The organism is Enterobacter sichuanensis, assembly GCF_009036245.1.
GTDB lineage: Bacteria > Pseudomonadota > Gammaproteobacteria > Enterobacterales > Enterobacteriaceae > Enterobacter > Enterobacter sichuanensis.
Genome location: NZ_CP027986.1, coordinates 3,227,044 through 3,240,427, shown reverse-complemented (window position 1 = coordinate 3,240,427; position 13,384 = coordinate 3,227,044). Strand labels below are relative to the sequence as shown.

The 13,384-nt window shown below is 55.8% G+C and carries 8 protein-coding genes; 4 read left to right on the top strand and 4 right to left on the bottom strand.

Annotated features, from left to right (window positions below; genetic code table 11):
- Positions 1-176 precede the first annotated feature (176 nt).
- Together glpT and glpQ are read left to right on the top strand one after the other, a co-directional pair.
- Complete coding sequence (gene glpT / locus C1N69_RS15565; protein ID WP_025757200.1) at positions 177-1,529, top strand: glycerol-3-phosphate transporter; 1,353 nt, start codon at positions 177-179, stop codon at positions 1,527-1,529.
- Between the two features lie 11 nt (positions 1,530-1,540).
- Positions 1,541-2,602 (top strand): glycerophosphodiester phosphodiesterase, encoded by a 1,062-nt coding sequence (gene glpQ / locus C1N69_RS15560; protein ID WP_047959136.1) that lies wholly within the window; start codon positions 1,541-1,543, stop codon positions 2,600-2,602.
- Positions 2,603-2,685: 83 nt separating this feature from the next.
- Here glpQ and yfaE read toward each other — a convergent pair whose 3' ends face one another.
- The 4 genes from yfaE to ubiG form a co-directional block, all read right to left on the bottom strand.
- The gene (gene yfaE, locus C1N69_RS15555; RefSeq protein ID WP_025757202.1) at positions 2,686-2,940 is read right to left on the bottom strand and encodes a class I ribonucleotide reductase maintenance protein YfaE; all 255 of its coding nucleotides are present in this window, start codon (positions 2,938-2,940) and stop codon (positions 2,686-2,688) included.
- A complete protein-coding gene (nrdB, locus tag C1N69_RS15550) occupies positions 2,940-4,070 on the bottom strand; it encodes a class Ia ribonucleoside-diphosphate reductase subunit beta (RefSeq protein WP_045286072.1) in 1,131 nt (376 codons plus the stop codon). The genes yfaE and nrdB overlap by 1 nt, the downstream gene beginning before the upstream one ends.
- A gap of 100 nt (positions 4,071-4,170) precedes the next feature.
- Positions 4,171-6,456, bottom strand: a complete 2,286-nt coding sequence (gene nrdA, locus C1N69_RS15545) for a class 1a ribonucleoside-diphosphate reductase subunit alpha (protein WP_025757204.1) — start codon at positions 6,454-6,456, stop codon at positions 4,171-4,173.
- A gap of 347 nt (positions 6,457-6,803) precedes the next feature.
- Positions 6,804-7,532 (bottom strand): bifunctional 2-polyprenyl-6-hydroxyphenol methylase/3-demethylubiquinol 3-O-methyltransferase UbiG, encoded by a 729-nt coding sequence (ubiG, locus tag C1N69_RS15540; RefSeq protein ID WP_025757205.1) that lies wholly within the window; start codon positions 7,530-7,532, stop codon positions 6,804-6,806.
- A gap of 146 nt (positions 7,533-7,678) precedes the next feature.
- On the opposite strand from ubiG, the gene gyrA reads away from it, so the two are divergent.
- Together gyrA and rcsC are read left to right on the top strand one after the other, a co-directional pair.
- Positions 7,679-10,315, top strand: a complete 2,637-nt coding sequence (gene gyrA / locus C1N69_RS15535) for a DNA topoisomerase (ATP-hydrolyzing) subunit A (RefSeq protein ID WP_095441342.1) — start codon at positions 7,679-7,681, stop codon at positions 10,313-10,315.
- A 135-nt stretch (positions 10,316-10,450) separates the two neighbouring features.
- Complete coding sequence (gene rcsC, locus C1N69_RS15530) at positions 10,451-13,297, top strand: two-component system sensor histidine kinase RcsC (RefSeq protein ID WP_025757207.1); 2,847 nt, start codon at positions 10,451-10,453, stop codon at positions 13,295-13,297.
- Positions 13,298-13,384 lie beyond the last annotated feature (87 nt).

The window sequence follows — 13,384 nt, the reverse complement described above, 5'->3', positions numbered from 1 at the left end:
AAATTCGAAAGTGAAACGTGATTTCATGCGCTTTTTTGCGCATCTTGTCATATTTCTGTAACAATTTGTGCGTTGATTCACAGTAACAATCACCGTGATTTCTTAACATCGCGACCTCTCTGGAGTATGGGGCAGTTAAACCCCTGTAAATTCAATAGCTGGCCACGGAGGCTGTCATGCTCAGTATCTTCAAACCTGCGCCGCATCGGGCGCGTCTGCCAGAGGCAGAAATTGATCCGCTATACCGCCGTCTGCGTTGGCAAATTTTCCTCGGGATCTTCTTCGGGTACGCGGCGTATTACCTTGTGCGCAAAAACTTCGCGCTTGCTATGCCGTATCTGGTGGAGCAGGGCTTTTCGCGCGGCGATCTGGGGTTCGCGCTGTCGGGGATCTCCATCGCCTACGGTTTTTCCAAATTCATCATGGGGTCCGTCTCGGATCGCTCGAATCCGCGCGTGTTCCTGCCGGCGGGTCTGATCCTCGCGGCCGCGGTCATGCTGTTTATGGGCTTTGTGCCGTGGGCAACCTCCAGCATTGCCATCATGTTCGTGCTGCTGTTCCTCTGCGGCTGGTTCCAGGGGATGGGATGGCCGCCATGCGGACGTACCATGGTGCACTGGTGGTCGCAGAAAGAGCGTGGCGGCATCGTGTCGGTATGGAACTGTGCGCATAACGTGGGGGGCGGCATTCCGCCTCTGCTGTTCCTGCTGGGGATGGCCTGGTTTAACGACTGGCATGCGGCGCTCTACATGCCGGCCTTTGGCGCCATTCTGGTGGCGATTATTGCCTTCGCCCTGATGCGTGACACGCCGCAGTCCTGCGGCCTGCCGCCGATTGAGGAGTACAAAAACGACTACCCGGACGATTACAGCGAGAAGCACGAAGAAGAGCTGACGGCAAAGCAGATCTTCATGAAGTACGTGCTGCCTAACAAGCTGCTGTGGTATATCGCGGTCGCCAACGTGTTCGTTTATCTGCTGCGCTACGGCATTCTCGACTGGTCGCCGACTTACCTGAAAGAGGTGAAGCACTTCGCGCTGGATAAATCCTCCTGGGCCTACTTCCTGTATGAATATGCGGGGATCCCGGGCACCCTGATTTGCGGCTGGATGTCGGACAAAGTGTTTAAAGGCAACCGCGGTGCGACGGGCGTCTTCTTTATGACTCTGGTCACCATCGCCACCGTGGTCTACTGGCTCAACCCGCCGGGCAACCCATCAGTCGATATGGCCTGTATGATCGTCATCGGCTTCCTGATTTACGGTCCGGTAATGCTGATTGGTCTGCACGCTCTGGAGCTGGCACCGAAAAAAGCGGCAGGCACGGCGGCGGGCTTTACCGGTCTGTTTGGCTATCTGGGCGGTTCGGTCGCGGCGAGCGCCATTGTCGGCTACACCGTTGACTTCTTCGGCTGGGACGGCGGTTTTATGGTGATGATTGGCGGCAGCGTGCTGGCGGTCCTGCTGCTGGTTGTTGTGATGATCGGTGAAAAACGTCACCACGCGGAAGTGCTGGCGCGTCGTCAATAAGGAGCATTGTAATGAAATTAACACAGTTAGCGACGGGCCTGCTGCTGGCGGGCCTGATGACCGGGTCCGCGCTGGCGGCAGATAAAATCGTCATCGCCCACCGCGGTGCGAGCGGTTATCTGCCGGAGCATACGCTGCCGGCAAAAGCGATGGCCTATGCGCAGGGCGCGGATTATCTGGAGCAGGATCTGGTGATGACGAAGGATGACCAGCTGGTTGTCCTGCACGATCACTACCTTGACCGCGTGACGGACGTGGCGGAGCGTTTCCCGGACCGCGCCCGCAAAGATGGCCGCTACTACGCCATTGACTTCACGCTGGCAGAGATCCGCTCGCTGAAGTTCACGGAAGGCTTTGAGATTGAAAATGGCAAGAAGAAGCAGGTTTATCCGGGACGTTTCCCGATGGGCAAATCTGACTTCCGGATCCATACCTTCCAGGACGAGATTGAGTTTGTTCAGGGGCTGAACCATTCAACCGGGAAAAATATCGGCATCTACCCGGAAATCAAGGCGCCGTGGTTCCACCATCAGGAAGGGAAAGACATTGCCGCGAAAACGCTGGAAGTGCTGAAGCAGTACGGCTACACCAGCAAGAAGGACAAGGTTTACCTGCAGTGTTTTGATGCTGCTGAGCTCAAGCGCATCAAGACCGAGCTGGAGCCGAAGATGGGGATGGATCTCAATCTGGTGCAGCTGATTGCCTACACCGACTGGAATGAAACCCAGGAGAAGCAGCCGGACGGCAAGTGGGTAAACTACAACTACGACTGGATGTTTAAGCCGGGCGCGATGAAGCAGATAGCGCAGTACGCTGACGGTATCGGGCCGGATTATCACATGCTGGTGGCAGAGGGCTCTACACCGGGCCACGTGAAGCTGACGGCGATGGTGAAAGAGGCGCATGCCAGCAAGATGCAGGTCCATCCGTACACGGTGCGCGCAGACCAGCTGCCGCCGTATGCCACGGACGTGAATCAGCTTTATGAAGTGTTGTACAACCAGGCGGGCGTGGACGGACTGTTTACGGATTTCCCGGATAAAGCGGTGAGTTTTTTGAAGGATAAACGCTGAAATTGCCGGGTGGCGGCTGCGCCTTACCCGGCCTACGAACTGCGGTTTTGTAGGTCGGGTAAGCGAAGCGTCACCCGACACAATCACATCTCGATTTCTATATCGCCTTTTGCCCGGCAGCAGCAGGGCAAAATTTCCCCTTCGTTGATAAAGGCCAGCGGTTCGGTCAGCCAGTCCACCTGGCCTGCGACCAGGCGGCAGCGGCAGGAGCCGCAATAACCTTCACGACACTGGTACTCCACCTCCACCTGATGCGCTTCAAGCGCCACCAGCAGGGAAGGGTGCTCTTCCTGGCACAGCACTTCGGTGCCCGAAAGGCTCAGCGTGACGCGCGTCATCAGAGCTGGAAGTCGCTCAGGTCGTCAGTGTTCACTTCAGAATCAATCTGACCGACCAGGTAAGAACTGACTTCCACTTCCTGTGGCGCCACCTGCACGTTATCGGACACCAGCCAGGTGTTGATCCACGGAATCGGGTTAGAGCGCGTCTGGAACGGCAGGTCGAGACCAACCGCCTGCATACGGATGTTGGTAATATACTCAACGTACTGGCACAGAATATCTTTGTTCAGGCCAATCATGGAGCCGTCGCGGAACAGATAGTCTGCCCACTCTTTCTCCTGCTGGGCCGCCAGCACGAACAGGTCATAGCACTCCTGTTTGCACTCTTCGGCAATTTGCGCCATCTCCGGGTCGTCCGAACCGCTGCGCAGCAGATTCAGCATGTGCTGGGTACCGGTCAGGTGCAGAGCTTCGTCACGGGCGATCAGACGGATGATTTTGGCGTTACCTTCCATCAGCTTGCGCTCGGCAAAGGCGAAGGAGCAGGCAAAGCTCACGTAGAAGCGGATCGCTTCCAGCGCGTTGACGCTCATCAGACACAGATACAGCTGCTTTTTCAGCGCACGCAGGTTCACGGTGATGGTTTTACCGTTCACATGGTGAGTGCCTTCGCCCAGCAGATGCCAGTAGCTGGTCATCTCAATCAGCTCGTCGTAGTAATGGGCAATGCCTTCCGCGCGCTTCTGGATCTGCTCATTGGTGACGATATCGTCAAATACCACCGCCGGATCGTTGACGATGTTGCGGATGATATGGGTGTAAGAGCGGGAGTGGATCGTCTCGGAGAACGCCCAGGTTTCTACCCAGGTTTCCAGCTCAGGAATGGAGATCAGCGGCAGCAGCGCCACGTTTGGGCTACGTCCCTGAATGGAGTCCAGCAGCGTCTGGTATTTCAGGTTGCTGATGAAGATATGTTTTTCGTGATCCGGCAACGACTGGTAGTCAATACGGTCACGGGAAACGTCCACTTCTTCCGGACGCCAGAAGAAGGAGAGTTGCTTTTCAATCAGCTTTTCGAAGATGTCATATTTTTGCTGATCGTAGCGTGCCACGTTGACCGGCTGGCCGAAGAACATCGGCTCTTTGAGCTGGTCGTTTTTCGTCTGTGAAAAGGTGGTATATGCCATTGCGGTGAGTCCTGTTGAGATTTTATTGCCCGGCGGCACTGCGTTTGCCGGGCCTCCAAAATCGTAGGCCGGGTAAGCGTAGCGCCACCCGGCAAAGTGCTTAGATCTTACATGCGCCGCTTTCGCAGCCATCGTCCTGAATTGACGGAACCAGGTCGTCCTGCGCGTCTTCCGCACCATCACGGGTGTTGTGATAGTACAGGGTTTTCACGCCAAATTTGTAGGCGGTCAGCAGGTCTTTCAGCAGCTGCTGCATCGGAACCTTGCCAGACGGGAAGCGCGTCGGGTCGTAGTTGGTATTGGCAGAGATCGACTGGTCGATAAATTTCTGCATGATACCCACCAGCTGCAGGTAGCCGTCGTTGTTAGGCATTTCCCACAGCAGCTCGTAGTTGTCACCCAGCGTCTCGTAATCCGGCACCACCTGACGCAGCACGCCGTCTTTCGAGGCTTTGATGCTGACGTGGCCGCGCGGTGGCTCAATACCGTTGGTGGCGTTGGAGATCTGCGAAGAGGTCTCGGACGGCATCAGGGCAGAGAGCGTGGAGTTACGCAGGCCGTAGGTCTTGATGGACTCGCGCAGGCCTTCCCAGTCGAGATGCAGCGGCTCGCTGACAATCGCATCCAGGTCTTTCTTATAGGTGTCGATAGGCAGAATGCCTTTCGCATAGGTGGTTTCGTTGAACCACGGGCACGCGCCTTGCTCTTTCGCCAGCTCGTTAGAGGCTTTCATCAGATAGTACTGAATGGCTTCAAACGTCTGGTGGGTCAGGTTGTTGGCGCTGCCGTCAGAGTAACGCTTGCCGTTTTTCGCCAGCCAGTAGGCGAAGTTGATCACGCCGATACCCAGGGTACGACGGCCCATCGCACCGCGTTTGGCGGCCGGGATTGGGTAATCCTGGTAGTCCAGCAGGGCGTCGAGGGCGCGGACGGCCAGCACAGCCAGCTCTTCCAGCTCGTCCAGGCTCTTAATCGCACCCAGGTTGAACGCGGACAGCGTACACAGCGCAATTTCACCGTTTTCGTCGTTCACGTCTTCCAGCGGTTTGGTCGGCAGGGCGATCTCCAGGCACAGGTTAGACTGGCGCACTGGTGCAACAACCGGGTCAAACGGGCTGTGGGTGTTGCAGTGGTCAACGTTCTGGATGTAGATACGACCGGTAGAGGCACGTTCCTGCATCATCAGGGAGAACAGGTCGACCGCTTTCACGCGCTGTTTACGGATGCTGTCGTCTTTTTCGTATTTGGTATACAGACGCTCGAACTCGTCCTGATCGGCGAAGAACGCGTCATACAGGCCCGGGACGTCAGACGGGCTGAACAGGGTGATATCTTCGCCTTTCAGCAGACGGGTATACATCAGCTTGTTGATCTGTACGCCGTAGTCCATGTGACGCACGCGGTTGCCTTCCACGCCGCGGTTGTTTTTCAGGACCAGCAGGCTTTCCACTTCCAGGTGCCACATTGGGTAGAACAGGGTCGCTGCACCACCGCGCACGCCGCCCTGAGAGCAGGATTTCACGGCCGTCTGGAAGTGTTTGTAGAACGGGATACAGCCGGTGTGGAACGCTTCACCGCCGCGAATCGGGCTGCCCAGCGCACGAATGCGGCCGGCATTGATACCGATACCGGCACGCTGGGAAACGTATTTCACAATGGCGCTGGAGGTGGCGTTGATGGAATCCAGGCTGTCACCGCACTCGATCAGTACGCAGGAGCTGAACTGACGGGTTGGGGTACGCACGCCAGACATGATTGGCGTAGGCAGAGAAATCTTGAACGTAGAGACCGCATCGTAGAAACGCTTCACGTAGTCCAGACGGGTTTCACGCGGATAGTTGGAGAACAGGCAGGCGGCCACCAGAATATAGAGGAACTGGGCGCTTTCGTAGATCTCACCGGTGACACGGTTCTGAACCAGATATTTGCCTTCGAGCTGCTTCACTGCCGCATAGGAGAAGTTCATATCGCGCCAGTGATCGATAAACCCGTTCATCTGCTCGAACTCTTCTTCCGTATAGTCTTCCAGCAGATGCGTGTCGTATTTGCCCAGCTCAACCATTTTCACCACGTGGTCGTACAGCTTCGGCGGCTCAAACTGGCCGTAGGCTTTTTTACGCAGGTGGAAAATGGCCAGACGTGCCGCAAGGTACTGATAATCCGGTGCTTCGCGGGAGATCAGGTCTGCCGCCGCTTTGATGATGGTTTCGTGGATATCAGACGTTTTAATGCCGTCGTAGAACTGGATGTGAGAACGCAGTTCAACCTGGGAGATAGATACGTTGTTCAGTCCTTCTGCTGCCCAGTCGAGAACTCGATGGATTTTGTCCAGATTGATACGCTCGGTAGTACCGTCGCGCTTTGTCACCAGCAGACTCTGATTCATGTGGGGTTTACCTGTCCGTGAAATAAAAAATATCCCCCGCTTATCCACAGAACCGTCTTGTGACTAACTCTGTGGATAAATACTACATATAGGGGGTTTGCGATAAGAAAAACGCTATATGGTGAGTATTCTAGTATCGAATCTTTTCAGCACAAGGGTTGATTTTGACGTTAAATTGAGGTTGTGAAAGGGTAAAAAAGGCTAAGTCCTCATGCTGTAAGGCCTGGAAGAGATGTCAATAATTAAGAAAAAAAATTCAAAATTTGATCGAGTGCTGATTTCTTCGACGGGTGGTCAGAATTGCGCAACATGATGTCGCGCAATCTTTATAAGAATAACGAATGACGTTAGTCGTTTTTGGCGGTCGTGTGCAACATATAGTTAACATCAACGCCCGGTGCGAGTTTGAATTTATTGGTCAGCGGATTGTAGTGCAGGCCGGTAATGTGCTGCTCTTTGAGCCACGTCTGGTCAACCCAGCTTAACAACTCCGCAGGCTTGATGAATTTCTTCGCGTCGTGCGTCCCTTTCGGCACCATGCGCAGCACATACTCCGCACCGACGACGGCCATCAGCCAGGCTTTACCATTACGGTTGATGGTCGAGAAGAAGACCTGGCCGCCCGGTTTCACCAGTTTTGCACAGGCGTGCACCACGGATTGCGGATCGGGAACGTGCTCCAGCATCTCCATGCAGGTCACCACATCGTACTGATGAGCATGTTTCGCCGCGTGTTCTTCGACGGTTTCCTGCACATATTCAACCTGAATACCCGACTCCAGGGCATGCAGACGGGCAACCTGCAACGGCTCGAAGCCCATATCCAGACCCGTGACGTTCGCCCCTTCGCGCGCCATGCTCTCAGCCAGGATACCGCCGCCGCAGCCGACATCGAGCACTTTCTTACCGAACAGACCGCCGGAACGCTCCGCGATATAGCCCAGACGCAGCGGATTAATGCGATGCAGCGGTTTGAACTCACCTTCGAGATCCCACCAGCGGGAGGCCACCGCTTCAAATTTGGCAATCTCTTCGTGGTCAACGTTGTGAGCCACCGGGGATTTTTCGGCATTCATGGGCGCTTTTACTCCTTATTTAGCAAGACGAATGAGTATATCAGGCAATCCCCGTGAATAAAGCGTATAGGTTTACCTGTATCACCTCGGCTGTGTTATAATTTGCGACCTTTGAATCCGGGATACAGTAGAGGGATAGCGGTTAGATGAGCGACCTTGCGAGAGAAATTACACCGGTTAACATCGAGGAAGAGCTGAAGAGCTCCTATCTGGACTATGCGATGTCGGTCATTGTTGGCCGTGCGCTGCCGGACGTCCGCGATGGCCTGAAGCCGGTACACCGTCGCGTACTATACGCCATGAACGTATTGGGCAATGACTGGAATAAAGCCTACAAAAAATCTGCCCGTGTCGTTGGTGACGTAATCGGTAAATACCATCCCCATGGTGATTCCGCGGTGTACGACACTATCGTCCGTATGGCGCAGCCATTCTCGCTGCGTTACATGCTGGTAGATGGTCAGGGTAACTTTGGTTCTATCGACGGCGACTCCGCCGCGGCAATGCGTTATACGGAAATCCGTCTGGCGAAGATTGCCCATGAGCTGATGGCCGACCTGGAAAAAGAGACGGTTGATTTCGTTGATAACTACGACGGCACGGAAAAAATTCCTGACGTTATGCCAACGAAAATCCCTAACCTGCTGGTCAACGGTTCGTCCGGTATCGCCGTAGGTATGGCAACCAACATTCCGCCGCACAACATCACGGAAGTGATCAACGGCTGCCTGGCCTATATCGACGATGAAGACATCAGCATTGAAGGGCTGATGGAACACATCCCGGGCCCGGACTTCCCGACGGCGGCGATCATCAACGGTCGTCGCGGTATCGAAGAAGCGTACCGTACCGGTCGCGGCAAGATCTACATCCGTGCCCGCGCTGAAGTGGAAGCGGACGCCAAAACCGGCCGCGAAACCATCATTGTTCACGAGATCCCGTATCAGGTGAACAAAGCGCGTCTGATTGAGAAAATCGCCGAGCTGGTAAAAGAAAAACGCGTTGAAGGCATCAGCGCGCTGCGTGACGAGTCTGATAAAGACGGGATGCGCATCGTGATTGAGATCAAACGCGACGCGGTGGGTGAGGTTGTGCTGAACAATCTGTACTCCCAGACTCAGCTTCAGGTCTCCTTCGGTATCAACATGGTTGCACTGCACCATGGTCAGCCGAAGATCATGAACCTGAAAGAGATCCTGAGCGCGTTCGTGCGTCACCGTCGTGAAGTGGTGACCCGCCGTACCATCTTTGAACTGCGCAAAGCGCGTGACCGTGCCCACATTCTTGAAGCGCTGGCAGTTGCGCTGGCCAACATCGACCCGATCATCGAGCTGATCCGTCGCGCGCCAACCCCGGCGGAAGCGAAAACCGCGCTGATTTCCCGTCCGTGGGATCTGGGCAACGTCGCGGCGATGCTGGAGCGTGCGGGTGATGACGCGGCGCGTCCTGAGTGGCTGGAGCCTGAGTTTGGCGTGCGTGACGGTCAGTACTACCTGACTGAACAGCAGGCCCAGGCGATTCTGGATCTGCGTCTGCAGAAACTGACTGGCCTTGAGCATGAAAAACTGCTCGACGAATATAAAGAGCTGCTGGAGCAGATCGCTGAACTGCTGCACATCCTGGGCAGCGCAGAGCGCCTGATGGAAGTGATCCGTGAAGAGCTGGAGCTGGTCCGCGATCAGTTCGGCGATGAGCGTCGCACCGAAATCACCGCCAACAGCGCGGACATCAACATCGAAGACCTGATCAATCAGGAAGACGTTGTTGTGACCCTGTCTCACCAGGGCTACGTGAAGTACCAGCCGTTGACCGACTACGAAGCACAGCGTCGTGGCGGTAAGGGCAAGTCTGCGGCACGTATTAAAGAAGAAGACTTTATTGACCGTCTGCTGGTGGCGAACACCCATGACACGATCCTCTGCTTCTCCAGCCGGGGTCGTCTGTACTGGATGAAAGTCTATCAGCTGCCGGAAGCGAGCCGTGGCGCACGTGGTCGTCCAATCGTTAACCTGCTGCCGCTGGAAGCGAACGAACGTATCACCGCCATTCTGCCGGTACGCGAGTACGAAGAGGGCGTGAACGTCTTTATGGCGACCGCCAGCGGTACCGTGAAGAAAACCGCGCTGACAGAATTCAGCCGTCCACGCTCTGCCGGTATCATCGCGGTGAACCTGAACGAAGGCGACGAGCTGATTGGCGTCGATCTGACCTCGGGCTCCGATGAAGTCATGCTCTTCTCTGCTGCCGGTAAAGTGGTGCGCTTCAAAGAAGACGCCGTTCGCGCAATGGGCCGTACCGCGACGGGCGTTCGCGGTATCAAGCTGGCGGGCGAAGACAGCGTCGTTTCGCTGATCATTCCGCGCGGTGAAGGAGCCATCCTGACCGTCACGCAGAATGGTTACGGTAAACGTACGGCGGAAGGGGAATACCCAACCAAGTCTCGCGGCACGCAGGGCGTTATCTCTATCAAGGTGACCGAGCGCAACGGTTCCGTTGTTGGCGCGGTGCAGGTAGACGACGCGGATCAGATCATGATGATCACCGATGCCGGTACGCTGGTGCGTACTCGCGTTTCTGAGATCAGCGTCGTGGGTCGTAACACCCAGGGTGTGATCCTCATCCGCACTGCGGAAGATGAAAACGTGGTAGGTCTGCAGCGCGTTGCTGAACCAGTGGATGACGAAGAGCTCGACTCCATCGACGGTAGCGTCGCGGAAGGTGATGATGATATCGCGCCGGAAGCCGACACCGATGATGATGCAGCGGACGACGCTGACGAGTAATGTCTCCTGATGCAAAAAAGGGCCGGATTCCGGCCCTTTTCTTTTGCACAAGCAGATAAGTCAACGTTGCGACCTGGCGCGTTTACCGCTACCTTAACCACATTCTTTTGACCCCGACGGCGGAGCCTCGCCCCTTTGAAATACCTCGTCTCCTTTCGTACTACGCTGAAAGTTTCTCGCTATCTGTTTCGGGCGCTGGCGCTCCTGCTTTGGCTGCTGGTGGCCCTGTTCTCGGTGTTTTACATCGTTAACGCGCTGCACCAGAAAGAAGCGGAGATCCGCCAGGAGTTTAATTTAAGCTCCGACCAGGCCCAGCGCTACATTCAGCGAACGTCTGACGTGATGAAGGAGCTGAAGTATATTGCCGAAAATCGCCTCACGGCGGAAAACGGTATTCTTGCGCTTCGCGGCCGGAGTGATAAAACCGAAGTCCCGGACTTCCAGCCCCTGTTTCCGGATTCCGATTGTTCCACGCTGAGCAACACCTGGCGCGGGTCGCTGGAATCACTTGCCTGGTTCATGCGTTACTGGCGTGATAATTTCTCCGCCGCCTATGACCTGAACCGCGTATTCCTGATTGGCAGTGAAAATCTCTGCATGGCGGATTTTGGTCTGCGCGATGTGCCCGTTGAGCGTGATGATGCGCTGAAAAGCCTGCATGAACGTATCGTGAAATATCGCAATGCGCCGCAGGACGAGCGCGGGAATAACATCTTCTGGGTTAGCCAGGGCCCGCGTACGGGTGTGGGCTATTTCTACGCCCTGACCCCGGTCTATCTCGGCAATCGCCTGCAGGCACTGCTGGGGATTGAGCAGACCATTCGCATGGAAAACTTCTTTACCCCGGGTAGCTTGCCCATGGGGGTGACCATTCTGGATGAAAACGGTCATCAGCTGATCTCCCTTGCCGGACCCGATAACCGTTTAAACGTTGAACCGCAATGGATGCAGGAGCGGTCATGGTTTGGTTATACCTCAGGCTTCCGCGAGCTGGTGCTGAAGAAAAGTCTGCCGCCTTCTTCGCTGAGTATTGTCTATTCGCTGCCGGTGGACATGGTGCTCGAGCGGATACGCATTCTTATCATGAATGCCATTCTGCTGAACCTGCTGGCGGGTGGCGCGTTGTTTACCCTGGCACGCATGTATGAGCGGAAAATCTTTATTCCCGCCGAAAGCGACGCCCAGCGGCTGGAGGAGCATGAGCAGTTTAACCGTAAGATTGTCGCCTCGGCCCCGGTGGGGATCTGCATTCTGCGTACCCAGGACGGCACCAATATTCTGAGTAACGAGCTGGCGCATAACTACCTGAACATGCTGACGCATGAGGACCGGCAGCGGTTGACGCAGATTATCTGCGGTCAGCAGGTTAACTTTGTCGACGTACTCACCAGTACCCATACCAACCTGCAGATCAGCTTTGTCCATTCCCGCTATCGCAATGAAAACGTGGCGATTTGCGTGCTGGTGGATGTCTCCGCCCGCGTGAAGATGGAAGAGTCGTTGCAGGAGATGGCCCAGGCTGCCGAGCAGGCCAGCCAGTCGAAATCGATGTTCCTTGCGACGGTCAGTCACGAGCTGCGCACGCCGCTGTACGGGATTATCGGTAACCTCGATCTGCTGCAGACGAAAGAGCTGCCGAAAGGGGTCGACAGGCTGGTGACGGCGATGAACAACTCCTCCAGTCTGCTGCTGAAAATCATTAGCGATATTCTCGACTTCTCTAAAATTGAGTCTGAGCAGCTAAAAATCGAACCGCGGGAGTTTTCACCGCGCGAGGTGATGAACCATATCAGTGCCAACTATCTGCCGCTGGTGGTGCGTAAACAGCTGGGGCTTTACTGCTTTATCGAACCGGATGTGCCGCTGACGCTGCACGGCGATCCGATGCGTCTGCAGCAGGTTATCTCTAACCTGCTCAGCAATGCCATTAAATTCACCGATATCGGCTGCATTGTGTTGCACGTCCGCCGGGCGGGGGATTACCTGAGCATTCGCGTGCGCGACACAGGGGTGGGCATCCCGGCGAAGGAAGTGGTTCGTCTGTTTGACCCGTTCTTCCAGGTGGGGACCGGCGTGCAGCGTAACTTCCAGGGCACCGGACTGGGGCTGGCGATTTGTGAGAAACTCGTCAGCATGATGGACGGCGATATCTCGGTGGATACCGAGCCCGGCATGGGCAGCCAGTTCACCATTCGTATTCCGCTCTATTCGGCGCAGTATCCGGCGAAAGCGACGGTTGATGGTCTAAGCGATAAGCGCTGCTGGCTGGCAGTGCACAATGCTTCGCTGAATGATTATCTGACGGCACTGCTGACCCACAGCGGCGTGCGGGTCTCGGGTTATGAAGGCCAGACGCCGGACGTCGATGATGTGCTGATTACCGACGAGATGCTGGAACAGCCGTGGCAGGGAAGAGGCGTGGTAATGTTCTGTCGTCGCCACATTGGCATCCCGGTTGAACGTGCGCCTGGGGAGTGGGTACACAGTGTCGCAACGCCGCATGAGTTGTTGAGCCTGCTGGCGCGCATCTACAAGGTGCAGCTGGAAGAGAGCGACAGTGCGGGTGGATTGCCCTCACCGGAGGCGCTGGCGTCGGTGAATGACGATATGATGATTCTGGTGGTGGATGACCATCCGATTAACCGCCGCCTGCTGGCTGACCAGCTCGGATCGCTTGGCTACCAGTGCAAAACCGCGAATGATGGCGTGGATGCGCTAAATGTGTTGAGTAAAAATCATATTGATATCGTACTCAGTGACGTCAACATGCCGAACATGGATGGCTACCGCCTGACGCAGCGCATCCGGCAGCTTGGCCTGACGTTGCCGGTGGTAGGCGTCACGGCGAATGCGCTGGCGGAGGAGAAGCAGCGCTGTCTGGAGTCAGGCATGGACAGCTGTCTGTCGAAGCCGGTGACGCTGGACGTGCTGAAGCAGACACTGTCGATTTACGCAGACCGGGTACGAAAAACCAGAATATAAAAAAGGCCCGTAAGGGCCTTTTACGTTTTTCCCCCTCTCCCCGTGGTGTACGGTCCGGGGACATAGTGAACGCTTGTTCGGGGACAT

Bases quoted from the DNA above. Each gene is read 5' to 3' on its own strand.
- glpQ (WP_047959136.1), top strand. From the start codon at position 1,541: ATGAAATTAACACAGTTAGCGACGGGCCTGCTGCTGGCGGGCCTGATG.
- glpT (WP_025757200.1), top strand. From the start codon at position 177: ATGCTCAGTATCTTCAAACCTGCGCCGCATCGGGCGCGTCTGCCAGAG.
- yfaE (WP_025757202.1), bottom strand. From the start codon at position 2,940: ATGACGCGCGTCACGCTGAGCCTTTCGGGCACCGAAGTGCTGTGCCAG.
- gyrA (WP_095441342.1), top strand. From the start codon at position 7,679: ATGAGCGACCTTGCGAGAGAAATTACACCGGTTAACATCGAGGAAGAG.
- ubiG (WP_025757205.1), bottom strand. From the start codon at position 7,532: ATGAATGCCGAAAAATCCCCGGTGGCTCACAACGTTGACCACGAAGAG.
- nrdB (WP_045286072.1), bottom strand. From the start codon at position 4,070: ATGGCATATACCACCTTTTCACAGACGAAAAACGACCAGCTCAAAGAG.
- nrdA (WP_025757204.1), bottom strand. From the start codon at position 6,456: ATGAATCAGAGTCTGCTGGTGACAAAGCGCGACGGTACTACCGAGCGT.